22 protein-coding genes and 1 pseudogene are annotated in these 24,637 nt (G+C 40.0%); 16 read left to right on the top strand and 7 right to left on the bottom strand.

Annotated elements, in window-relative coordinates:
• Window positions 1-6: 6 nt before the first annotated feature.
• Genes hflX through CGC50_RS02355 form a run of 3 tightly spaced genes read right to left on the bottom strand, consistent with a single transcriptional unit; the run spans window position 7 to window position 2,639 of the window.
• A complete protein-coding gene (hflX, locus tag CGC50_RS02365) occupies window positions 7-1,230 on the bottom strand; it encodes a GTPase HflX (RefSeq protein ID WP_095909519.1) in 1,224 nt (407 codons plus the stop codon).
• Between the two features lie 23 nt (window positions 1,231-1,253).
• Window positions 1,254-1,967, bottom strand: a complete 714-nt coding sequence (locus tag CGC50_RS02360) for an SAM-dependent methyltransferase (RefSeq protein ID WP_002668484.1) — start codon at window positions 1,965-1,967, stop codon at window positions 1,254-1,256.
• A 3-nt stretch (window positions 1,968-1,970) separates the two neighbouring features.
• The gene (locus CGC50_RS02355; protein ID WP_394363706.1) at window positions 1,971-2,639 is read right to left on the bottom strand and encodes a SanA/YdcF family protein; all 669 of its coding nucleotides are present in this window, start codon (window positions 2,637-2,639) and stop codon (window positions 1,971-1,973) included.
• A 131-nt stretch (window positions 2,640-2,770) separates the two neighbouring features.
• Between CGC50_RS02355 and CGC50_RS02350 the strand changes: the two genes are divergently transcribed.
• From CGC50_RS02350 to CGC50_RS02330, 5 genes are read left to right on the top strand one after another with little or no spacing between them, the layout of a single operon-like run.
• Window positions 2,771-3,031: a thiamine-binding protein gene (locus tag CGC50_RS02350; RefSeq protein WP_002667963.1), complete on the top strand. Its 261-nt coding sequence runs from the start codon at window positions 2,771-2,773 to the stop codon at window positions 3,029-3,031.
• Window positions 3,015-3,707, top strand: coding sequence for a nicotinamide riboside transporter PnuC (gene pnuC / locus CGC50_RS02345; protein WP_095909518.1), 693 nt, complete (start codon window positions 3,015-3,017; stop codon window positions 3,705-3,707). The genes CGC50_RS02350 and pnuC overlap by 17 nt, the downstream gene beginning before the upstream one ends.
• Complete coding sequence (locus tag CGC50_RS02340) at window positions 3,653-4,201, top strand: AAA family ATPase (RefSeq protein WP_040359932.1); 549 nt, start codon at window positions 3,653-3,655, stop codon at window positions 4,199-4,201. Before pnuC ends, CGC50_RS02340 begins: the two co-directional genes overlap by 55 nt.
• Window positions 4,198-5,748, top strand: a complete 1,551-nt coding sequence (locus CGC50_RS02335; RefSeq protein WP_002668365.1) for a DUF4301 family protein — start codon at window positions 4,198-4,200, stop codon at window positions 5,746-5,748. Before CGC50_RS02340 ends, CGC50_RS02335 begins: the two co-directional genes overlap by 4 nt.
• A 21-nt stretch (window positions 5,749-5,769) precedes the next feature.
• Window positions 5,770-6,609, top strand: coding sequence for a hypothetical protein (locus tag CGC50_RS02330; protein ID WP_095909517.1), 840 nt, complete (start codon window positions 5,770-5,772; stop codon window positions 6,607-6,609).
• 23 nt (window positions 6,610-6,632) lie between these two features.
• On the opposite strand, the gene CGC50_RS02325 is transcribed toward CGC50_RS02330, so the two are convergent.
• Together CGC50_RS02325 and CGC50_RS02320 are read right to left on the bottom strand one after the other, a co-directional pair.
• Window positions 6,633-7,478, bottom strand: a complete 846-nt coding sequence (locus CGC50_RS02325; protein WP_095909516.1) for a 1,4-dihydroxy-2-naphthoyl-CoA synthase — start codon at window positions 7,476-7,478, stop codon at window positions 6,633-6,635.
• A complete protein-coding gene (locus CGC50_RS02320; protein WP_095909515.1) occupies window positions 7,471-8,925 on the bottom strand; it encodes a S41 family peptidase in 1,455 nt (484 codons plus the stop codon). Before CGC50_RS02320 ends, CGC50_RS02325 begins: the two co-directional genes overlap by 8 nt.
• 129 nt (window positions 8,926-9,054) lie before the next feature.
• Here CGC50_RS02320 and CGC50_RS02315 point away from each other — a divergent pair, with 129 nt between their 5' ends.
• Window positions 9,055-9,594 carry a Smr/MutS family protein gene (locus CGC50_RS02315; protein WP_002667985.1) on the top strand — a complete coding sequence of 180 codons (540 nt, stop codon included), beginning with the start codon at window positions 9,055-9,057 and terminating at the stop codon, window positions 9,592-9,594.
• A gap of 12 nt (window positions 9,595-9,606) precedes the next feature.
• Entirely contained in the window at window positions 9,607-11,376 is a 1,770-nt protein-coding gene (locus tag CGC50_RS02310) for an aminopeptidase P family protein (RefSeq protein ID WP_095909514.1), read from the top strand.
• A gap of 51 nt (window positions 11,377-11,427) precedes the next feature.
• Here the strand turns inward: CGC50_RS02310 and CGC50_RS02305 are convergent, their stop codons facing one another.
• On the bottom strand, window positions 11,428-12,033 hold the full coding sequence (locus CGC50_RS02305) for a SprT-like domain-containing protein (protein ID WP_002668276.1): 606 nt from the start codon (window positions 12,031-12,033) through the stop codon (window positions 11,428-11,430).
• Window positions 12,034-12,169: 136 nt separating this feature from the next.
• Here CGC50_RS02305 and CGC50_RS02300 point away from each other — a divergent pair, with 136 nt between their 5' ends.
• On the top strand, window positions 12,170-13,672 hold the full coding sequence (locus CGC50_RS02300) for a phytoene desaturase family protein (RefSeq protein WP_095909513.1): 1,503 nt from the start codon (window positions 12,170-12,172) through the stop codon (window positions 13,670-13,672).
• A 543-nt stretch (window positions 13,673-14,215) separates the two neighbouring features.
• On the opposite strand, the gene CGC50_RS02295 is transcribed toward CGC50_RS02300, so the two are convergent.
• Window positions 14,216-14,893 (bottom strand): porin family protein, encoded by a 678-nt coding sequence (locus CGC50_RS02295; protein ID WP_095909512.1) that lies wholly within the window; start codon window positions 14,891-14,893, stop codon window positions 14,216-14,218.
• Between the two features lie 468 nt (window positions 14,894-15,361).
• Between CGC50_RS02295 and ileS the strand changes: the two genes are divergently transcribed.
• From ileS to CGC50_RS02255, 8 genes and pseudogenes are all read left to right on the top strand, one after another.
• Complete coding sequence (gene ileS, locus CGC50_RS02290) at window positions 15,362-18,778, top strand: isoleucine--tRNA ligase (protein ID WP_095909511.1); 3,417 nt, start codon at window positions 15,362-15,364, stop codon at window positions 18,776-18,778.
• Window positions 18,778-19,012 (top strand): annotated as a pseudogene (locus tag CGC50_RS14290) (DNA damage-inducible protein D); the annotation flags it as partial. The gene ileS and the pseudogene CGC50_RS14290, both read left to right, overlap by 1 nt.
• Window positions 19,013-19,079: 67 nt before the next feature.
• Window positions 19,080-20,060: a hypothetical protein gene (locus CGC50_RS02280; RefSeq protein ID WP_095909510.1), complete on the top strand. Its 981-nt coding sequence runs from the start codon at window positions 19,080-19,082 to the stop codon at window positions 20,058-20,060.
• A 73-nt stretch (window positions 20,061-20,133) separates the two neighbouring features.
• Entirely contained in the window at window positions 20,134-20,709 is a 576-nt protein-coding gene (locus tag CGC50_RS02275; RefSeq protein WP_095909509.1) for a Uma2 family endonuclease, read from the top strand.
• 3 nt (window positions 20,710-20,712) lie between these two features.
• The gene (locus tag CGC50_RS02270; RefSeq protein ID WP_095909508.1) at window positions 20,713-21,573 is read left to right on the top strand and encodes a YwqG family protein; all 861 of its coding nucleotides are present in this window, start codon (window positions 20,713-20,715) and stop codon (window positions 21,571-21,573) included.
• Between the two features lie 66 nt (window positions 21,574-21,639).
• Complete coding sequence (locus CGC50_RS02265) at window positions 21,640-23,019, top strand: WG repeat-containing protein (RefSeq protein WP_232781166.1); 1,380 nt, start codon at window positions 21,640-21,642, stop codon at window positions 23,017-23,019.
• Between the two features lie 343 nt (window positions 23,020-23,362).
• Window positions 23,363-23,740 (top strand): TraR/DksA family transcriptional regulator, encoded by a 378-nt coding sequence (locus CGC50_RS02260; protein WP_002668060.1) that lies wholly within the window; start codon window positions 23,363-23,365, stop codon window positions 23,738-23,740.
• Window positions 23,741-23,927: 187 nt separating this feature from the next.
• Complete coding sequence (locus CGC50_RS02255) at window positions 23,928-24,629, top strand: hypothetical protein (protein WP_095911260.1); 702 nt, start codon at window positions 23,928-23,930, stop codon at window positions 24,627-24,629.
• The last annotated feature ends 8 nt before the right edge of the window (window positions 24,630-24,637 follow it).

Genomic DNA, 24,637 nt, shown 5'->3' with positions numbered 1-24,637 from the left:
TATGATTTACGAATTAGCTTCTTCTTCTATAACGATTTCTGGATATAGAAAATTGTTATAAGGGAAGCGTGTGACGTGTATTTCTCGTACTTTTTGGTATACTTTTTCTCTAAATTCCTGTATATTTTCCTTGTTGATAGCCGAGATAAAGATAGCATCTCCATTCATGCGATTCATCCATGTTTGTTTCCATTCTTCCAAAGAGAAGTGACGGGAGGTTTTCTCGGTCATTAGGTCGTCATCTTCTATAGTTAGGTGCGTATAGGCATCTATCTTGTTGAATACCATGATAGTAGGTTTGTTGATGCTCTTTATCTCACCTAATATTTGATTCACTGAAGCGATGTGATCTTCAAAATTAGGGTGAGAGATGTCCACTACATGCAGGAGAAGATCGGCATCTCTTACTTCATCCAAGGTGCTCTTGAAGGATTCGATAAGCTCGGTAGGAAGTTTTCGAATAAAACCTACTGTGTCACTCAGTAGAAAAGGAAGATTTCCTATAACTACCTTGCGTACCGTGGTATCCAAGGTAGCAAAAAGTTTGTCTTCTGCAAAGACATCACTCTTGCTGATAAGGTTCATCAGGGTGGATTTCCCTACGTTGGTATAGCCAATAAGGGCTACCCGTACCAAGGCGCCACGATTTCCTCTTTGTGTAGCCATTTGCTTATCTATGGTTTCGAGTTTTTTCTTCAGTAGCGCTATACGATCACGGACAATACGGCGGTCAGTTTCTATTTCTGTCTCCCCAGGACCGCGCATACCTATCCCTCCTCGCTGGCGTTCCAAGTGAGTCCAAAGACCGGTGAGGCGGGGGAGTAGGTATTGGTACTGAGCCAATTCCACCTGAGTACGTGCATAGCTGGTCTGTGCACATTGGGCAAAGATATCTAAGATAAGGGTTGTCCTATCTAGTATCTTGACTCTAAGTATCTTCTCTATATTATTCTGTTGGGCAGGGGTAAGTTCATCGTCGAAAATAACGGTGCCTATCTCATTGTCTTGGACAAACTGGGTGAGTTCTTCCATCTTTCCTGTTCCGATAAAGGTTTTAGGATTGGGGGTATCCAAGCGTTGGGTGAATCGCTTTACGACTTCTCCTCCTGCTGTATAGGTGAGAAATTCCAATTCATCTAAGTATTCGTGAGCTTTTTCTTCGTTTTGGGTGGCAGTAATTACTCCTACCAAAACAGTTTTTTCATATTCTAAGTTCTTTTTTTCAAGCATAAACAAATGATTAATAAGCTATCTTATAATAGGATAAAAATAGTGGGTTGTTTCTCTAAGTGGAGCTCCTTGAATCGGTATTTCCACTCTCCTATAGTATAGGTGTGGATAGCTTCTTCTGGAAGGGTTACATTGGTGGCAACACATAGGGAGGTGTGTGGGGAGAGTACCTGTAGCATTTCTTGCAGTAGGGCTTCATTGCGATAGGGAGTTTCTATAAATAATTGAGACTGACGTTCTTCCTTAGCTCTTTTTTCCAATCGCTTGAGTGATGCTTTACGTTCGTCCTTATCTATAGGTAGGTATCCATTGAAGGCAAATGACTGCCCGTTCATTCCGCTTGCCATCAGAGACAGTAGGATAGAGGAGGGGCCTACCAAGGGAATTACACGAATCCCGTGCTGGTGTGCCATACGAACGATTTCACTACCAGGGTCTGCAATAGCTGGACAACCTGCATCGGAGATAATACCCATGGGAAGCCCTTCCAAGCAGTGGGATAGGTAAGTCTCCTTATCCGCTTGATCGGTATGTTTGTTCAACGGAAAAAGTTCTAAGGATTCTTGTGATTTTTCAGGAGCAATAGCCTTGATAAACCGACGAGCATTCTTGGGGTTTTCTACAATAAAATGATTGCATAGAAGGACTACCTCTGTTACTCTGAGAGGAAGAACATCATTCACTGCACTTTCCCCTAATAAGTTGGGGATTAAGTATAAGTCACCTATTTTTTTCATCAATTAATGGATATCTATTTTCTCACCTAAGAACTTAGGTTGTACCCCAAGGCTCAAGTCCCAAAACACTTTAGCACGGGCAAAATACTCTCTCAGCCTTATCTTCATCCCCGAATATTTATCTACATCTCGGGCACAGAAGCCTATTGCCTTGATACCGTATTTCTCAGCTAAGTAGATGGCTCTTTCGTCATGGAAAGCCTGAGAGACTACTGTGAAGGCTGTCAGATCAAAGATTTCTTTAGCTCGTACGACAGAATCCAAGGTGCGAAATCCGGCATAGTCCAAATATATTTTCCCCTCAGGAATGCCCATAGCTACCAAGGCTTCTTTCATATCGGTAGGCTCATCATATCCTTGTCTGCTATTATCTCCGCTGATAAGGATAAAATCTACCTTCTGAGCCTTGAAAAGAGCTGCTGCTGCCTCTACTCTGTATCGAAAATACAGGTTAGGCTGTCCATCCTTGAGGTATTTGCCTGTGCCTAAGAGTAAGGCTACTTTGTTCTTAGGAATACTATCTACCTCTGTGTAGAGTTTTCCTTCAGCATTCTTGTGGATAGTACTATTGGCATTGTGGATCACTACTATACCCAACAGTAAAGCAAAGAGGATGAAGAACATACCTTTTTTTAGGAATTTTTTAGAAAAACGCAATTTTATACCCATCATTGTTAGAATTAGCTTTACAGCAGGCAAAGATACTACTATTTATGTTTTTGAGCAAAAATATATTCAAAAAATGTAGGTGGTTTCGTTTTTTTTTAGTATATTTGCTATCTGAAAATAAATCTTAATTTATAATGAAAGTATCAGTAGAACTTACTCTTAGTCCTCTGCAGGACGAATTTGAAGCACCGATTATTCACTTTATCAAGAAGCTCAGGACCTCAGGGCTTATCGTATATGAGAACCCGCTGAGCACCCAGATATATGGAGAGTATGATCGGGTAATGGAGGTGCTAACCAATGAGGTAAAGGAGGTTTTTGAACTCTTGGAGAAAGGTCTTATTTATATAAAAATTGTAAAATCTGATCGCCACGACTATGAACCACATTTTTGATTGGGTATTTGCTCAATACCAAGGCGTACCTACTCATCTGATCTATGTAGAGGTTTTTGGTGTATTGTTCGGATTGCTTAGTGTTCTTTTCTCAAAGAAAAGAAATATTTGGGTATATCCTACCGGAATTATCAGCACAGTACTTTTTGTCTATCTTCTATGGGTAGGAAGGCTTTTTGGCGATATGTTGATCAATGCTTACTATACTATTATGAGTGTGTATGGTTGGGTGCTTTGGGCAAAAAACAGTCAGGATAATGTTCATGTGGAGATTGCTACTATGGGGGCTAAGGATCGAAAGATAACACTATACCTTGCTCTACTGAGTGGACTTTTTGTGATGTTGGTCTATTATTTTAAGCCTTATATCAATAATGATTTTTCTATGGAGGGGATAGCCTTAGGTTGGGGGCACTTTGTGTGGACGGACTGGGTAGATGCTTTTACAACGGCTATTTTCTTGGTAGGAATGTGGCTTATGGCAAAGCGCAAGATAGAGAATTGGCTCTTTTGGATAGTAGGGGATGTGATTTCTATTCCTTTATATACCTACAAAGGTTTTGTAGTCACAGCTTTACAATATGTGATTTTTACAATTATAGCTATTTTAGCCTATAGAGAATGGAGAAAGAATTTGTACAATACCCCAGCTCTTGTAAGCGAATCGTATTCTTAGGCCCTGAATCCACCGGAAAGACGACCCTAAGCCAATACATGGCGGCGGCTTACCATACACAATGGGTTCCAGAATATATGCGACTCTACTTGCAAGAGAAGTGGGATAAGTTTCGGCAGCTTTGTACTTGGGAGGATTTGCTGCCTATAGCCAAAGGACAAGTGGACTTGGAGAATAAGGCGGTACAGGGAGCTCACGACTATGTCTTCTGTGATACTTGTCTGATAGAGTTAGTTATTTATTCTTATATATATTATGGAAAGTCTGATCCTATTATAGAGCGTTATGCTTTCACACATCGGTATGATCATTATTTCCTAACCTACATAGATACTCCATGGGTGGCTGATGACCTTAGGGACAAGCCAACTGAGAGAGCAGAGATTTTTGCTTTCTTCAAGGAGTTTTTACAGAAAAAATCTATCCCTTTCTATGTTTTGAAAGGGGATTTAGATAGCAGAATCCAACAGATTAACCAAAAACTAAAAGCATGAAAGAATTGACCGAGTATGACCAACTTCTCTTAGGAGAAAAAGGGATTAAAGTGAGCAAGTTGCAAGAGCAAGTAGCTATTTTCTTAGCAGGGGTTCCTCCAGTGAATCTGGTAGCACCTGCCCATGTAGGCAGTGGAATCCTCTCCTTCTCGCGCGATGAGGCCATTCAGTACGTAGCCATCTACCAGAAGAAAAAAAACGGGTTGGATATCCTTAAGTTTGTCCCTGCCTCAGGGTCTGCTACCCGTATGTTCCAGTTTCTCTCTTCCTTTATCACTGATTTTGATCCTGAGAAACAGACTTTTGAGGCGTATATCAAGGAAAGTGGTAATGTGAATGCAGAAATTTTCTTTGAGTATCTCTCGCAGTTTGCTTTTTATGATTCCCTACAGAAATATATAGAGCAGCACAAGCTCTTGGAGGGGCTTTCCTCAGATCAGCAGAAACTCCGTATAGCTAAGCTGCTTTTGGAAGAAGAGCCTTTCAACTATAAGAATAAGCCTAAGGGACTTTTCCCTTTCCACAAATATGGGGAAAAGGTAGTAACAGCCTTCGAAGAGCACTTCCGTGAAGCCTTTCTCTATGCCTCTCAAGGGGAAATCGTCAATATTCATTTTACGATTAATAAGGAGTATACTTCTCTCTTCCTCAATACTTTGGCTGAGATTCGCCCTAACTTAGAAAAGCATTATGGAGTACATTTTGAAGTCTCTTTTTCTCATCAGAGTGAAAGCACTGATACTGTAGCGCTTACCTTAGACAACGAGTATTTCAGAGATAGAAACAATCAACTGCTTTTCCGCCCAGCTGGGCATGGCGCCTTGCTTAAAAATCTGAACGAACTCAATGCTGATATTATCTTTATCAAGAATATTGACAATGTGGTAGCAGAAGCCTATACCGATGAGGCTATTTTCTACAAAGAAGTACTCGCAGGAAAGCTCGAGGATACACGCTCTAAGGTACATAAGATTCTCCGACAGATTCAGAAGGAAAAACTCAAGAAAAAGGATCTTCCTGAGGTGCTCAAGTTCCTTCCTGAATTGAATATCAAGGTGCCTGCTTATGTATATAAGTTTGCTAAGCGCTATATGATTGAGTATATCTATCAGGTGCTCAATCGCCCTATACGTGTGTGTGGTATGGTTAAGAATGAAGGTGAAATAGGAGGTGGACCTTTCTGGGTGAAAGATATGGATGGCAATGAGTCCTTACAGATTATTGAAATGGCTCAAATAGATAAGAACAATCCCCAACAATGGGAACGCTTGAAAGCCTCTACTCACTTCAATCCGGTAGATATAGTGTGCTGTATCAAGAATTACAAAGGTGAAATCTTTGATTTGGAAGAGTTCCAAGACAAAAAACTTAGCTTTATCACTGAAAAATCTTACGATGGTCGCCCCTTAAAAGCCTTAGAACTCCCAGGCTTGTGGAATGGAGGAATGGCCGGATGGATAAGCATTTTTGTAGAAGTACCTCAGATTACCTTTAACCCTGTGAAGTCTGTAAATGATTTGCTAAAGAAAAATCATCAAGGATTTTAAAAACGCCATCGATTCCAAATTATGAAACTCTTTTTGATGATCAGTAGCTTGCTACTCACTTATATAGGATACGGACAGGGAGAGCTACAAAGAGCTAAAGATAAGCTCTCCTCTCCGCCTATGAGTACTTCCTCTGAGTCAAAGGAGGTACACACTTATAGTACTTACGAGGATAGCCCTCAAAACAATTCCTCATGGGATGATATTTCCTTCTGGCCTGCTTTCTTAGACCTTACATTAGTTTTGGGGTATAACTTAATGGTAGAGAGTAGCTATGAAAAGTCAGGGCGTATGCGTCACGCAGAATTATCTCCCTATCCCTATTATAAGGATAAGGGAGATTATACTTATGATAAGCATTCGATAGAGGATTTTTCCCTCTTTCGTACAGTGCTTAGTAATGAACTTTTTGTAAGTGAACACCTCTTCCAAAATCACTTGGAAGCAAAGATACGCTTTGCTAGTCGCTTTGGTGCCAAGCTCTCTTATAGACACTTTTGGGAGAAATGGCGAGGTTACCCCACCGAACATTTGGACGCTTTGTCCCTAACAGCCCAATACTATCGTATTCGTACCGAGCATGTCTCTTTAGCATGGGGGGTAGGGGCAAGTTATGTAGGAAACCAAGTCCGACAATGGGGCTTTGCCCTAACCAGCGATGGAGAAGTCTTTATTCGTAAGCCTTTTTCCTTAGCCTATGCACTACAATTTACTACCTTTGACTACTCAGATATGTTCTCTGTTTCTGTAGGAGGTAATTACTATTATAAGAACTACTACATGGGGGTAAAATACCAATATCACAATATAGCTTCTGCTAAGTTTTCGGGCATGCTGCTCTCGGTGGGTATGAGTTTTTGAGAGGTGGATTTAGGCAAAAATGACTAATTAGGAATCCATTTTTTTTCAAAATTAGGTTTGCGCTTTTCTAAGAAAGCATCTCTACCTTCTTTGGCTTCATCAGTCATATAAGCTAAGCGAGTGGCTTCTCCTGCAAATATTTGTTGTCCGACCATACCATCATCGGTAAGGTTCATGGCATATTTGGCCATTTTGATTGCGGTAGGTGATTTTCGAAGGATTTCCTGTGCCCACTCAAAGGCTGTACTTTCCAGTTCTTCATGAGAGATAACAGCATTGACCATTCCCATCTCGAAAGCCTCTTGAGCAGAATAGTTTCTTCCTAAGAAGAAAATTTCACGAGCTTTTTTCTGTCCGACCATTTTGGCTAAGTAAGCCGAACCATACCCAGCATCGAAGCTTGCTACATCGGTATCTGTTTGTTTGAAGATAGCATGCTCTTTGCTGGCTAAGGTAAGATCACACACCACGTGCAAGCTATGTCCGCCCCCCACAGCCCAGCCAGGTACTACGGCAATAACCACCTTAGGCATAAAGCGGATTAGGCGCTGTGCTTCTAAGATATTCAAGCGGTGGGCACCATCTTCTCCTACATATCCTTGCTTACCCCGTACACGCTGGTCTCCACCACTACAGAATGACCATACCCCATCCTTAGGCGAAGGCCCTTCGGCGGAAATAAGCACACACCCGATAGAGGTGTCCTCTGTGGCATCTCTCAGAGCATCGATAAGTTCGGAAGTAGTACGAGGGCGAAAGGCATTTCTTACTTCAGGACGGTTGAAGGCAATACGTGCCACGCCATTATATTTCTTATAGGTAATATCCTCATAGTTTTTGGCTATTTGCCAAGGAATTTCTTTATTCATCGGTATTTTGATTAGGTATATACATTCGGTTATAATAGGCAGCACCGCTTCTGGAATTGTCTATATCCTTGAAGGATAGTTCCTTTGTTCTTGTACTGCGGCGGCTTCTGGTGGAAGCAGTAAAGCGAGGGACACCTGTGATCTCTTCTATAGCCTTGGCCAGTAGGGGCTCATTCTCATCACCCAAGACCCCCAACCTACCCAGTTGCTCTCTTAGAAAGATATCAGGGGCAATTCCATTTTCATAAGCTCCAAATCCATTAGCATTCTCTGATCTAAGAACAATAGGCTGCATAGCCCATTTGTTATCTTTGTTTTTGGTATCCTTGATGGTAATAGATGCTAAGGGCTTTCCTACAGTAACATCCCCTATTTGTATGACTTTTAAGTAAGGTTTTAATCCATTGATAATCAATTCTGAAGCGGAGGCTGTCTGTCGGGAGGTAAGTATATATACCGAGGAGAGTTTTAGGCTGTGGATAGGGGTGCCTGCAATATTGTCCTCAAAGGCATAATCGCTCTTCCAGCGACCTTTCATTTTAGGATTAGAGGTCTGTCGAACAAATAATTTTTGGGTATCAGTACCGGCTATCATACTGGCTAAATAGATGGCCGTTTGTACACTTCCTCCAGGATTGTACCTCAGATCAAGGACAAGATCGGTCACTCCACCTGATTTAAATGTTCCAAATACCTCATTGAGTTCCTTATCATAACGGTTAAGGAAAGAATTATATAACAAATATCCTATTTTCTTATCTCCTTTTTGAAGAATTTTGTGTAAGAGAATTGGATTTTCATGAAGTGTATGCTGGGAGATGATTTTATGTGCTGAAAACTGAAATCCTCCATCCGAGATGGTGTAAAAAGAAAAAGTAATGGATTTGTTTTTGTTGTCCCTCAGTAGCCTTTGATAATTCTCAGTGGAGAGCTTTTCTCCATCTACCTCCAGAAATATATCTCCTCGCTTGACTCCTTGCTTTTCAGCATCAGAATTAGGAATCACATAGCGGACATACCCGATAATAATATTATTCATATCCGTAAGTTGAGCTATGCCAAACTCCATACCTGTACTGAGTAATGCTCCTTGGAGTTCTTCCTCCAATTCCTCATAGTTGTCAGTGATATAGCTAAATCGATCCCCTTCGTATTTCAATGAATTGAAAAGCAATTCATTAGAAGAAAAACTTTTTAAGAAATTTACATAAGCAGGATTGGTAGCATTTGCCGGAGAGAATCGTGTATCGGAGAGTAGCTCCTGTTGTGGTTGCCATAGATAATACTGGTTTAGTCCTCGCCAGATAAAATCTTTTACAGTATAGTTGACATCTTCAGTCAATGCTTTTTGGGTAGCCTTTTGCAGGTAATAGCTTTCAGGTTCTACCTTGCTGCAGGAGAGAAGAATCAGGGTACATAGTATGGAAATATAGGTTCTAAATGTCATGAAAGTATACACTTGAAATATTTTGCAAAGGTACACCTTTTTATGGAATTTGTCAAGTGTTAATTATTCGATAATCGTTGATAATTAAAGATTATTTTTGTACCTTTGCAAACATTTTAAGAATAAAAAATGGTAGCGATTGGCGATGTAGTGGAGGTGATAGATGAATCTATCAAAGGGAAAGTAACTAAGATTACTGCCCAGGGTGTGTGTGTAGAGACCTCAGAGGGCTTATTGCTTACTTTTTTACCTCAGGAATTGATCAAAATAGATGAAAACGCTTCTTTGCATTACCACAGAATGACAGGGATAGCTCCTAAGGAAGAAAAAAATACAAAAACAGCTACACTAAAAGGGAAAAAAGCTAAGAAAAAAGTGGCTCCTGCCATGGAGGTAGATTTACATATAGAGAAATTGGTTGCCACCCCTCGCGGCATGACCAACTATGATATACTCACCACTCAGATAGAAGAAGCTAAGCATCAGTTAGAATTTGCCATCAAGCGTGGGATTCCACGTATTGTTTTTATACATGGAGTAGGGGAGGGAGTGCTCAAGGCGGAGTTGGAGACACTCTTTGCTCGTTATAGCAACCTCATCTACCAAGATGCTGATTATGCTCGCTATGGGATAGGGGCGACAGAAGTGTTTTTGCAAACTATATTTTAAAAAAGAAAAATAATGACAACAAAAGAAAAATTATCATTACTTCGTAATGAGATGAAAGCCAATGGCTTGGACGCTTTTGTGGTTTTCAATGCGGATCCTCACATGAGTGAGTACTTTACCCCTTATTGGGAAGAAAGAAAATGGATTACAAGTTTCGATAGCTCAGCAGGTTATGTATTTATCACCCAAGATAAGGCTGTGCTTTGGACAGATGGTCGCTACTTAGTACAGGCCAAAAATCAGCTCACAGGTACAGGGGTGGATTTCTATATAGAAGGTACTAAGGATGCCCCTGAGAGTGATCAATGGCTCTTGGATGAACTTCATCAGGGGGCTAAGGTAGGATGCAATGCTCTTTGTACTCCTCATAACACTTGGGTTTTGCTCAGTCAGACCCTCAAGCGTAAAGATATTACCATCGTGGATGCTCCTCTTATCGAAAAGATTTGGAAGGAAAGACCTAAGGATGAGCGTCAAACTATCTATGTGCGTCCTGAAAAATATACAGGCGAATCTGCTACTAGTAAGATTGCTTCCCTTAGGAAGATAATGCAGAAGAAGGGTGTGACTCACTTTTTGGTAACAGCTTTGGATGATGTGGCTTGGGTAACCAACTTACGTGGTAATGATATAGTTTTTAATCCTGTATTCCTCGCCTACCTTTCTATTACTCCAGAGAAAGCAACGCTTTTTGCAGAGCTAAAACAGTGTGATGATTCGGTAAAGGCTTATCTGAAACAGCATCATATAGAACTGAAGGATTATCACGATTTCTTCAAAGAAATTAGTCATATAAACGGAGAAAAAATATTGCTCTCTCCAGATGCTAACCAATCTATTTTCAATACAGTAGAACCTAAAAATACCATATATACAGAAGTTTCTCCTATTCAGCTACTCAAGGCTGTTAAGAACGAAACAGAGCTCGAAGGCTTCCGCAAGGCGATGATTAAGGATGGGGTGGCACTGACCAATTTCTTCTGTTGGCTTGATAAGAATATAGGTAAGGTAGAGCTCACCGAATACTCCTTAGGGAAAATCTTGGATAAGTTCCGTGCCGAACAAGAAGGTTTCTTGGGCAATAGCTTTGCGATGATTGTAGGCTATTTGGGCAATGGGGCTATAGTTCACCACCATGCTACCGAGACACCAGGGGTGCCTGTCAAGGCAGAAGGTACTATCCTAATCGATTCAGGAGCTCACTATACTGAAGGAACTACCGACATTACTCGTATTATTCCTTTAGGAAAATTCTCTGATGAGTTCAAGAAGGATTACACCTTGGTGATGAAGGCCATGATTACTCTAAGCAATACTCTATTCCCTACAGGTACTCGTGGGGTACAGCTCGATGCCATTACAAGGGCTATCCTATGGAGAAATATGCGTGATTTTGGTCATGGTACTGGCCATGGAGTAGGTAGCTATCTCTGTGTGCATGAAGGACCTCAGAGTCTTCGTAAGGATCTAAGAGATGTCGCTCTACTTGAGCACATGGTATGTTCTAACGAACCTGGTCTCTACTGCGAAGGACGTTATGGTATTCGTATAGAAAACCTCTTTGTAGTACAGAAAAAGGGTACTTCTGAGTTTGGAGATTTTTACGGATTGGAGACACTTACTATTTGCCCATTGGATACCCGTGCCATTGATGTTGCTCTACTTACCGAGGAAGAACGCAATTGGCTCAATAACTATAACAAATGGGTAGAGGAAAAAATTAGTCCTTTAGTAGGTGAAGAACAACGTGCTTGGCTCAAGGAAAGATGTAAAGCCATATAAGCGTATAGATTCTAAAATACTAAAAAGCCACTTGAGCAGTCAAGTGGCTTTTTATATTAGCTCTACTCGTTCTACTAAGGCGTGGGGCTGTACAACAAATTTTCGGTTGGTTTCCACCTCAGTACATTCATAGCGCTTGATTTTCTTTTCTCCTTTGCGGAAGAGACGTCCGTCATCGGTACGAAAGAAGCTCCCTGTAGGTAGTTCAAAGAGATAGTGTTTGCGGCGTTCTTCTGTATCATATTGTTGCATGGCCAGAGATAGGTGTACATCGGTATCACTACTGGCCGACGGATTCTGAAAGTGAATAACAAGATAGGAGAGCAGCTCCCTAGGGAATATCTCAGGACGGAGGAAAGGCTGCATCAGCCCTTGGTAAGTCAGTTTCCACTCATTGCCATGAGGCTTGATCTGGCGACCGTACTTCTCGATGGCTACAAGGTGGGCAATCTCATGAATGAGGGTCATCAGAAAACGGTATTTGTTCAGATTAGCATTGATCGTAATTTTGTGTTGCCCATTAGGAAGCCGCTGATAATCCCCATGACGACTCTGTCGTTCATTGACGATTTTTAGGTAGATTCCCAATTCCTTAATCAGAGCAAAACAAGGAATAACCGATTCATGAGGGAGATATTTGTATAAAATTTCTTCCATAGCCACTATGTATTCTTGCGTATAAACTATTCAAGTGCAAATATACAATAATATTCGAGAAAAGAAGTTAGAAATATTAATTTTCTAATCTCGTAAAAAATATCTATATTTGTCCCTTCAATATAAGGAACTTTCCATGCGTTCGAAATACGATACAATAATCATAGGAAGTGGTCTTGGGGGACTGATGACCGCACTTATCTTAGCCAAAGAAGGTAAAAAAGTAGCTGTACTTGAACAGAACAAACAGTTTGGTGGCAACTTGCAGACTTTCTTGCGTCAGGGAATCCTATTTGATACGGGAGTTCACTATGTGGGTAGCCTTGATAAGGGGCAGACCCTCTATAGTTATTTTTCTTATGCAGGTATCCTCCCTTATTTGGATTTAGAGCGCATGCCACAGGAGGGGTTTGATTATATTTGCTTTGGTCAGGAGGAGATAGCTTATCCTCATGCACAGGGATATACTTCTTTTGTAAGGGCATTATTACCCTATTTTCCCCAAGAGCATGAGGCCTTGGAACAATATATAACTAAAATAAAAGAGGTCTGTGATGCCTTCCCCCTATATCGTTTCCGCTTGGAGGGGAGCTACGATCAGTCTTGGCTGGAGCAATCTCTTACGGAATATATCAAAAGCCTTACTGCCAATGAGCGCCTGCAGGCTGTACTCTTAGGGAGTAATTTTCTATATGGGGGCGTAGGGGAGTACACGCCCCTGTATGTACATGCCCTTTCGGTCAATTCTTACATAGAGAGTGCCTGGCGTTTTCGCCAAGGAGGCTCTCAGATTACCTCCTTACTGCTTAGGGAATTACGTGCTTTAGGAGTGGAACTATTTGCTGAGAATAAGGCACTTGCTTTTGAGTACAGAGAGGGGAAAATCTATTCGGTGATTACCTCTCAGCAGGAAAAATATATAGCTACGGACTTTGTCTCGGATATAGATATAAAGCAGCTGCTATCCATAGCGGGGAGAACCCATTTCAGACCTGCCTACTACAAGCGGATAGACGCATTGACACCCGTTGCAGGGGTCTTCTCGCTGCACTTGGTACTCAAGAAGCAGTCTTTTCCTTACTTGCCCTATAATATCTATTGGCATAGAGATTCTTCTCAGGTATGGCAGGCTACCCATTACACAACAGATACTTTCCCCACTACCTATATGCTCTCCATGAACCCACCTAAGGATGGGGGGGCTTATGCTGATAATATGACGATCCTAACCTACATGAATGCTCAAGAGCTCAGTCAGTGGGAAAGCACAACCCATACACTCATAGCACCACAGGGTAGGGGTGTGGACTATGAGGCCTTCAAGGCTCGAAAAGCCCAACAACTCTTGGAGGTAGTATATCAGCGTTTTCCACAGCTCAAGGGGTGTATAGTAGCGCAATATACCGCTACTCCGCTGACCTATCGCGATTATATAGGCAACCCTACAGGGGCTATCTATGGCTATGAGAAGAATATCCTCAGAACAAGACAAAACCATATTATGCCACAGACACATATTCCCAACCTATACGTTACGGGACAATCGGTCAATATGCATGGTTTGGTAGGAGTAACCATAGGGGCTGTACTGACCTCCATGGCACTACTTGGCGTAAAGATAAAAGGAATAGGGGAGTGAAGAATATAACTAACGAGTGTCCATAGATTGGTACGTGGTGAAGAATTTTATTATCAGCAATGGCTCCTATGGCCTTGTTTATTTTCTTTTTCCAAAAAGTGATGATTTCTCTAGAGGCATTACTGGTATTTGACAATTAGAGTCCAAAATAGTTAATGAACAATCTCAAACAATTGATGAATGTGGAAAACTGACTATTATCTCTAGCAAAAATTGAGTAACTACACATAGTTTTTTTTAAAAACAGTCGAGTTTGTAAGTATTATAAGCATATAGATACTTATCAAATAATAGGAAATACAATTATAAGGATCAGGAGGAGAAGATAATCTTTTACATTTTCTCTTTCAGGAAATACATAGAATTTTGAAATGATTCTAAATGGAGAGAAAGATATTTATAATTTTTAAAAAATATCCAAGCCCAATGAGATACTTTTTTTAGTAGCTGTTAGTAATGGAGAAAACTAAAAAGCCTAAAAATTTTATAACAAAAAACACTGCAATTTCTTTGCAGTGTTTTTTTGTTATCCTATTAAAATTATTAGAATTTGTATCCAACTCCTATTTGGAATACCCGATTTTCAAAACTTGGGTCTGTATAATTATTGCTATTTTTTACTTTTAGTTCAGTAAGTCCTAAGGTAAAATTAGTGTCAATAAATAATCCTGAAGAGAAATTGTATTCTCCTCCAATGCCCAATCCTACATCTAAGCGGTTTATAGGTTTAGGACTATAAGAGTCATTACTGTTTTTAACATTTGAACTCAAAAGATATCCCAAGATTATTCCCGTCTTAGCTTGTAGTGATGAAGTGAAATTGTATTTGAGCCATGTAGGTAGGTTCAGTTGATTGAAGACAATGTGGCTACCTTTATTAAAATTATAAGTTTCTTCTCTTATGGTATTGCCATTTTTTGTATCAGTAGTAGTATGTTTTCCTGTTTTGAAATTAGCACCTTGATAAGAATAAGTAAATCCTCCCTCTATTGCGATTCGTTCTGTGATATGATATTCAATAAAGGAACCTATATATCCTCCCATTCTAAGACCAGTAGTTATTTCACTGGTGTCTATTTTTTCGGGAGTATTTCTATATGAACTAAAATTTGTAAGAGTGGATATATTGGCACCAGCTCTAACTCCTAATTTGACATTTTGGGCTTTAATAGGGGTGTATCCCACTAAAGCAACTGCGATTAATGTGAAGATTTTATTCATTGTTTATTAAAATTTGATTAGCGGATCTCTGATGAATAAAAAAACGCAAACATTCCTTTATACTCGTTATAGAAGCCCGACCAAAGGCTATGTTACAAAGCAAAAGGAATGCCTACGTTAATCGCAGGCATTTCTACTTTTACTTCCTCGTAACATTTAAAAAATTGGTCGTTTTCTATAACGGGAAGTGCTAAAGCGAAACGCTTAATATGTTATGTTTCTTTATCTCAAATTAAAAATTCATATCTCTACTAAAAGTAGTAGGCTTAAGAATATGCAAATATACAAACTTTATCATACACAGCAATATCTGTAAAGTTAAATTTTTGCAAAGACTAATAGAAGGGCAACGATATTAAAAATTAAAAATAATACTTGATTTATTGAGAAAAAGTTGTAAATTTGCTTCCTTAAAATTAGCTGTGAAATCCACAGTATGTAACAATTGACAATTTAATAATTAGAAAAATGAAATTTACAGAGTACAAAGCCTTAGAACTAACCAAGATAGCCCAAGAGATATTGCAATTTTGGAAAGACAATGATATCTTCCAAAAGAGTATAGATTTCCGTAATGGCAAGGAGCCTTTTATTTTCTATGAGGGACCTCCTTCTGCCAATGGGCTGCCTGGTATCCACCATGTGATGGCTCGTGCCCTCAAGGATATTTTCTGTCGCTTCCATACCCAGTTGGGAGCGCAGGTATTCCGCAAGGCAGGTTGGGATACCCATGGTCTTCCTGTGGAATTGGGGGTGGAAAAGGAATTAGGCATTACCAAGGATGATATTGGTAAGAAAATCTCTGTGGCTGACTATAACAAAGCTTGTAAGGAGGCGGTGATGCGCTATACCGACATCTGGAACAACCTCACTGAGCAGATCGGTTATTGGGTGGACTTGAACGATCCTTATATCACCTATAAGCCCAAATATATGGAGACGGTATGGTGGCTTCTTAAGCAATTGTATAACAAAGGTTTGCTCTACAAAGGATATACTATCCAACCATATTCACCCAAGGCGGGGACTGGGCTTTCCTCTCATGAGCTAAACCAACCAGGCTGCTACCGCGATGTAAGCGATACGACAATCGTAGCCCAGTTCAGGGTAAAGAATTTTGCCCCTCAAGCAACAAAGGAACTCGGAAATCCTGAAGGGACTGTATATATCTTAGCTTGGACGACCACTCCTTGGACTTTGCCTTCCAATACAGCTTTGGCAGTAGGTAAAAATATTGATTATGTATTGGTGAAAACCTTTAATCAATATACATTCGAACCTATACAAGTGATATTGGCAAAAGCATTGGTGTCCAAACAACTTGCCGGAAAATTCTTTGAAACCTCCGAGGAGGCTGATTTTGTGGCTTATGCCAATGATGAAAATCGCAAGAAGGTACCTTACCAGATCGTGGCCGAATGTAAGGGTGCTGACCTTGTGGGCACTACCTATGAGCAGCTGATTCCTTGGTTCCTTCCTGCTGAAAATCCAGAAAAAGCCTTTAGAGTGATTCCGGGTGACTTTGTAACTACTGAGGATGGTACTGGTATCGTACATATAGCTCCTACTTTTGGGGCGGATGATGCTCGTGTAGGGAAGGAAAATGGAATCCCTCCTATGTTGGTTCATGATGAGAATGACAACTTGGTTCCCTTGGTGGACTTACAAGGACGTTTTCTCAAAGGAGACAAAGTGCCTGAGCTTTCTGCAGGAAAATATATCAAGAACGAATATTACAAGAGTGGGGAAGCACCTGAGAAGTCTTGGGATGTAGAATTGGCTATTCTGCTCAAGACCGAAAATAAGGCATTCAAGGTGGAAAAATATGTCCACAGCTATCCTCATTGCTGGCGTACTGACACCCCCGTGCTCTACTATCCTTTGGACTCTTGGTTTGTTAAGATGACTGCGGTAAGAGATCGATTAGTATCACTCAATCAGCAGATTAACTGGAAACCTAAGGCCACCGGTGAAGGACGCTTTGCCAATTGGTTGGAGAATATCAACGACTGGAACCTCTCTCGTTCTCGCTACTGGGGAATCCCGCTACCTATCTGGCGTACCGAGGATACTAAGGAGGAGAAAATCATTGGTTCGGTTGAGGAGCTCATCACTGAAATTAACAAGTCGGTAGCGGCAGGTCTCATGCAGGAAAATCCATTTAAGGATTTCAAGGTTGGAGATATGTCTGAGGCAAACTATGACCTAATAGACCTACACAAGAATATTGTAGATACCATTGTTTTAGTTTCGGACTCTGGAAAGCCTATGAAGCGTGAAAGTGACCTGATAGACGTATGGTTCGACTCCGGTTCTATGCCTTATGCACAAGTGCATTATCCTTTTGAAAACAAAGACCTTATCGATAAGGGCAAGGCTTTTCCTGCTGACTTTATCGCCGAGGGGGTTGACCAGACTCGTGGTTGGTTCTATACACTTCACGCTATTGCTACTTCTGTATTCGACTCTGTAGCTTATAAAAATGTGATGTCCAATGGTTTGGTATTGGACAAAAATGGTCAAAAGATGTCCAAGCGCTTGGGCAATGCCGTAGATCCTTTTGAAACTTTGGAAAAATATGGTGCAGATGCTACTCGCTGGTATATGATTTCCAATGCCAATCCTTGGGATAATCTTAAGTTTGACGTAGAGGGAATTGAGGAAGTACGCCGTAAGTTTTTTGGAACACTTTATAATACCTATTCTTTCTTTGCTCTATATGCCAATTTGGATGGCTTTACCTATGCTGAGGCGGAAGTGCCTTTGCAGAAACGTCCAGAAATAGACCGATGGATTCTCTCCGAGTTACATACGCTTATTGCCAAGGTAAAAGAAGCTTTCTTGGATTATGAACCTACTCGAGCTACCCGACTCATCTCGGATTTTGTACAAGAGAACCTAAGTAACTGGTATGTACGTCTCTGCCGTCGTCGTTTCTGGAAGGGAGAGTACGAAGAGGATAAGATATCCGCTTACCAAACCCTCTATACCTGTTTGGAAGTGGTGGCCAAGCTCTCTGCTCCAGTAGCACCTTTCTTTATGGATAAGCTTTATCGTGACCTCAATGGGGCTACAGGAAAGGATAAAGCAGCATCTGTACACCTTACGGATTTCCCTCAGAGCAAGTCAGAATACATTGATAAACAGCTGGAAAGCAAGATGGAGAAAGCACAGAATATCTCCTCCTTGGTACTTTCCCTCCGCAAGAGGGAGATGATCAAGGTGCGTCAGCCTTTGCAGAAGATACTCATTCCTACCCTTAGTGAAGCCGAAAGAACTGAGATATTGGCGGTGGCTAATCTCATCAAGCACGAGGTGAATGTAAAAGAGATTGAGTTTATCGATGATGCTTCTGGTATTTTGGTAAAACAAATCAAGCCTAATTTCCGAACTCTAGGGCCTAAGTATGGCAAACAAATGAAGGATATAGCGACGGTAATCAATGACTTTACCCAGCAAGACATACAAGCTCTTGAGCGCCAAGGCACTAAAGAAATCACTCTTGATGGAAAAGTCCTAACACTGACCCTTGATGATGTGGAAATCACCTCTCAGGATATAGAAGGCTGGCTTGTGGCTAGCTCCTCTACAGGTTTGGTAGTGGCTTTGGATGCTACTATTACAGATGAATTACGCGCAGAAGGTATCGCTCGTGAACTGGTCAATCGTATCCAGAACCTTCGCAAAGATACAGGTCTTGAGGTAACCGATAGGATTCGTATACGCCTGCAACAGCAAGATACACTTGAGAAGGCTGTTCGTGCCAATGAAGCCTATATCAAAGCAGAGACCTTAGCCAATGAAATCCTCTTTGCCGACACTCTCCAAGGAGAAGAAGTCGCTTTTGATGATATTGTGACTAAGATTGCTGTTGAAAAAATATAATGGACAAGAATAGTATTGTACAGTACAAACTCTCATTTGATAGTATAACACATTATATAGAGAGTGAAGACAGACAGGAGAGAGTTGAAAATATGGTTTGCACGTGAGTTGCAAGCCATATTGGGCTATGCTCGCTGGGAGAATTTTATTATTGCTATTCATAGATCTGTAGATTCATGTAAAACTCAGAGTATCAATGTAGATGACCATTTTCGTGACCTCAGGAAAATGGTCTATAAAGAAAGTAAATTGAACAAGTTAAGGTAACTTTTTAAGGAACAAGATAAAAACAATTTGAGGGATGAAGAAGTTTTTTCACATATTCATATTGTTATTAGTACCTTATCTGTGTAGTTATGCACAGTCAGCAACTACTGATTGGTCAAAGATGGGGCTGAAAGGTAGGGTGAAATCGGTAGAAACGTCATTCTATTTTACTATAGAGAAAGATGGAAAAATAACCAAGGGAGACCCTTTCTCTATGGGGTTTTATCCATCTGAGAAAATAGAGCAAATGTACCTGATGCAGAGAATGGGGGCTGTTGCCTTTTTTGCTGCCTTTTTGATAGATATTGTACCTTCGGTAATTACCTATAATTCCAATGGTTTTTTAGTAGAGAAACGTTTGTTCGACACTACACTGCACCAGAAGATAGTATATACTTACGATACGAAAAATCAGCTTATTGACAAATCAACTTTTGTACGAGACCAATTAGTCGTAAGAGATTCTTACAGATACAATGCTGATGGAGAGAAAACAGAGGAGCTTCTCAATCAGATAGAAGGGGAAGGAGGGGTAACTTGCAAATATAGCTATAATGTTGATAGACAGCTTATAGAATGTAACTATATAGATGTAGATAAACTCCCAAGTGCTAAGGAAGTCTATACCTATAAGGACAAACAGCTTGTCAGCAAAGATACTTACCGAAATGAGAAACTAAGTGCTCGTGCACTCTATCAGTACAATTCTGAAAATCAGCTGATATGTTCCCTGTTCCAAGGAGTGGGAAATGCGATATGGGATTCTAAATACATTTATGATAAGAATAAGAAACTAAGTGAGGAGTATATTATGATAAATGGCAATGAGAAAAATGGTTTTTTGAATAAATTCTCTCCAGATGGTCGCTTAATTGAGCATTTGACCTTTTCTTCTAACAAACTTAGTACTTTTCATTATACAAATGACAAACAAGGAAACTGGATCAAGCTCATTAACTATGAACAAGGTGTACCTATTCTCTATGTAGAACGAAAAATAGAGTATTTCAAATAAAATAACATGATAAAAGTAACCAAAGTATAAAAACTATTGAAAGGATGTCAATTCCCTACTAAATATTAAATGTATGGAAATTACTAATATAAATCAGTTAGACCTTATCAATGGTCTTTACACTTATGCAGACTATCTGTTGTGGAAGTTTGAGGAACGGGTGGAGCTGCTTCGAGGAAGGATCTTTAGAATGTCAGGGGCTTCAGTGGCGCATCAGCGGATATCAAGAAAGCTCTCTACTCAGATAGATAACTACCTTGAAGGAAAGGTGTGTGAGCTTTTTGTAGCCCCTTTTGATGTGGTTTTGACCTCTTCTGACGGAAAGGAGAACACAGTACTACAACCCGATTTGTGTGTCGTCTGTGATCCTGAGAAGCTCAAGGACGGCAAGCGTTGTAATGGAGCACCTGATTGGGTGGTGGAGATCGTCTCGCCCAGCAATGCCGAGAAGGAACTCCGTAAGAAAATGGAGATTTACCAAGAGGCTCAAGTGTCTGAGTATTGGGTGATACGTCCTGAAGAAAAAGAATTGGATATATACCTACTTAGAGAGGGCAGGTATGTGCCCCAGCTTCCGCTCTTTGCGGGTGATATAGTAGCCCCTGAGAAATTTCCTCAGTTACAAATTGATTTGACAACTATTTTTTAGGTCATGACATTTACAGAAGAACAAATCAAACAATTGGCGGATTCGCTTAATGTAGAGACAGCACGAGAGGTAATACACATTACCCTTTCAGTGGGTGAAAATCTGGCTCTTACAGAGAGTAAGTTGGGAGGGCTTCCCTATATAACCAAGGGGGGCACATTACCTACTACCTCTCAGGGCGAGCCTCTCTTTATGTTGGCACAAATCAATTGTGAGCAACTGCCTGAAAATAGTCTATATCCTAAGAAAGGATTGTTGCAATTTTGGATAGCCAGCGATGAGTATTATGGTGCTGATTTTGAGAATCGTTGCCAGAATGATACCAAGAGGATATGCTATTTTCCAGAGATACAGGAAAGCCTTCCTATAGCATATATTAAGGAGCTTTATACGAAGATAAGTACCTCAAAGAGAGAAACAAATAATATTTTCACACAGGAAAATGCCCTTGAGCTTCCTTTTAATCCTAACCAAAGCTTAGCATTGGGCTTTGAAAAGTCAGTAGAAGGCATCTCTTATGCAGATGTACATTTCTATGATGAGATGCAGAAGATATGGGAAGCTGCTTTTTCGGAAGAATTTCCAGGATTATGGGGGCTACCAGAGGAAGTGCTAAAAGTGTTTTACAAATATCTGTCTAATGGAGTGGGACATAAAATAGGAGGTTATCCTGATTTTGCCCAATATGATCCAAGAGAAGATGATAACTTTCATGATACACTATTATTACAAATAGAATCTGAGTGGAACCAACAGTATTCAGTGATGTTTGGAGATGCAGGGGTGGCGAACTTCTTTATCAATAGAGAAGATTTAGCCCATTGTAAGTTTGATGATGTCCTATACAATTGGGATTGTAGCTAATTTGGCTGTTAGTTGAGGTAGAAGAAGAGAGATAATTTGTCTTAGTTTCATTATAGCTCAAATCTTATGAAAACAGTTTTTTTATGGATATCATTTTTCTTAGTCCACGTACTTATGGCGCAGGATACTATTTCCTATAAGCACCTATTAGAAAGTCCAATGATACTCTCCTCGGGGGTGGATTTCTATGGTAAAAGAGTGAGCAGTTTCGCTCAGTATTGGCAAAAAAAATATGACTCTATTAAGCGAAGTGGGCTTGTAGATCTCCTTATTGTCCAAGATAGGAAAACAAAAAAATATGGTTATGTAACTCTTAAAAATGAAGTGGTCATCCCCCTTGAATACGAGCAAGCTCAGCCCTTTGGTTATCCAGATAAGATAGCTTGGGTCAAGAAAAACAATAAGTGGGGGGCTATCACCCCTCAAGGGAAATTAGTCATTCCTTTTGTGTATGATCAGGCAGAGGAGTTTGTTTCCGATAGAGCATTAGTGAGGCTTGACAAGGTGTGGGGCTTTGTGGATGCAAAGGGAAATAAGGTTATCCCTTTTCTATATGAAGAAGCAAAATCATTCCGTTACAATACTCCTTATACTGAGGCAAAAAAGGGAGGTAAGTGGGGATTTATTGACAGAGAAGGAAAAACACTCATCCCTTTCGAATATGACCGTATCTATACAGAAGAATATTACCCTAAACCTCAAGAGCAGATAAGAGTGATAAAGAACAACAAGATGGGGCTGATCAATTGGCAAAACCAAGTGATTATCCCCTTAGATTATGCTTCCATATATCCACCTACGGAGGGGATTTATGTAGTGGTTAAGGAGGGGAAAAAGGGATATATAACCGAAACAGGAAAGGTCTTGACTCCGCCCATTTATGAGAGATTTGCCCTTTTCCACCCATATAAGAGCCAATTCCATGGAGGAACTGCCTTGGTCATGCTTGGAGGAAAGTATGGCTTTATCAATAACCAAGGAAAGGAAATAGTCCCCTGTAAGTATGAAGCGGTTAAGAGTAATTATTTTAGAGACGGCCTCATCCCTGTTCAGTACAATGGCAAGTGGGGCTATATTGATAAGCAGGATAAGATTGTGGTTCCTTTTGTGTATGATCAGGCGGATTATTTTTCAGCAAACTTTTCCTTAGAAGAACTCAACATAGCCAGAGTGCAGCGCAATGGCAAATGGGGGTATGTCAATAAGCAGGGCAAGGAGGTTATTCCTGTGATATATGATCAGATAAGAGATTACTTTTTCAAGGGTATCTGTGAGGCAATGCGTGATGGAAAATATGGTTTTGTCAATACCCAAGGCAAGGAAGTCATTCCATTTATATATGATTTCGTTTCTCTTAGCAATTCGGGAGAAGGGAGCATAATGGCATACCTCAATGGGAAAAGGGTCTATATGGATTTGCAAGGAAACCTGAAAGCAGGAGATTAATATTGTAACTAATTGTTTTTCAATAAAATATAAAGCATATCAAATAATACACAAAAATCCCTTTGAAGGACTCAGTGGGGTAAAGCAATGTGGTAAAATCGAACTTTTTGGATGGAGATAGGAACTTAGTAATTCCTTATTTACTCAAGTATGATAGGTTTAACAAAAGTGATTATTTTACTAAGAAAGAGACACTTAAGTCATTTTTTTACTGGAAGACATACACTTATTTGTAAAAAAGCTATAAATATTCAAAAAAATGTTGTATCTTTGCACAATTCAAAAAAAGGATTTCTCTATAAATTTCTTAGGGAAAAATAAGTGTAAATAAAACATTGATATTATGGAAGAAGTAAAAGTCCGTTATTCGGATAAGGACCTACAAGAGTTTAAGGCAATTATAGAACAGAAGTTGGAAAAAGCCCAAATGGATTTGGAGTTTTTACGCAATTCTTATCTCAATGGAGCAGACAATAGTGTGGATGATACTTCTCCTACATTCAAGGCTTTCGAAGAAGGTTCTGAGATGATGAGTAAGGAATCCAATATGGCACAGGCTACCCGTTTGGAAAAGTTTATTCGTGATCTGAAAAATGCACTTATCCGTATAGAAAATAAAACCTATGGAGTATGTCGTGTAACGGGCAAACTTATTGATAAGGAACGCCTTAAAGCAGTACCACACGCCACCCTAAGTATAGAAGCTAAAAAAATGCAGTAACTTCTATTATATTATACAGTAAAAATGTAAAAGGTAACTGAGTCTCATGCTCATTTGCCTTTTATTTTTTCTAAAACCCAAAAGAAAGAAAAAAATTAAAATAAATTTGTGAAATAAGAAAAAAACATATATTTTTGCACAATCATTTGTGAGCTACTATCTCTTAGCTCCTATAACCAATATATTTATGAAAGCACCTACTATTAAGCATGAAGATTATGCGGTAATAGCTGATTTTATCGCTGTGAGTTTTGAAAGGGACTTGGATTCTTTTTCATCTACTTATAAGACTATGAATGCCTCTTATTTAGAGAACTTCAAAAAGGCAATTAGCCAACTGAAAAACAATGATTCAACCAATGCTATTGTGATCAAGCAGAAGGAAACTACAGCTAATCTATACAAACAGGCTGATGAGTTGCGCCGCAATATCACTTTCCTTAAGGATTATGCCACTCGATCTGGTTTGGATACTTCTCTGCTGAAGGTGGTGGTGACAAAGATCAATGGTAGAAATATCGCAGGAGTGGTCAAGGCTGTTCGCGATGCCATCCCTTACTATAGCGATAATATAGAGAGAATTGCTGATATGCCTGAAGGGTTCTTGGAAAAAATAGTGGAACAGACCAAGCAGCTGGATGCACTAAATGTCTTGCAAAATACCCTAATGAATGAGAGAAAGTACCATACACAAGCCAATAAGGAAATGTATGCTTTGATCAAAAAATATATAGGGGATATAGCCAAGGCAGGAAAGCTTATCTTCCAAGGACAGAAAAAGGAAGAGGAGTATGTCATCAGCAAAATTGTCACCCGTGCTAAAACTAACAAACAAAATAGGGTAGAGGAACTCTCCAAACAGGATACCAATCCGCTTTATGAGGATTAGTACTGGAG

This window comes from Capnocytophaga gingivalis (assembly GCF_002302415.1).
Lineage (GTDB): Bacteria > Bacteroidota > Bacteroidia > Flavobacteriales > Flavobacteriaceae > Capnocytophaga > Capnocytophaga gingivalis.
Note: the sequence above shows the minus strand (reverse complement) of the source record. Positions and strands in the feature narration are given on the sequence as shown.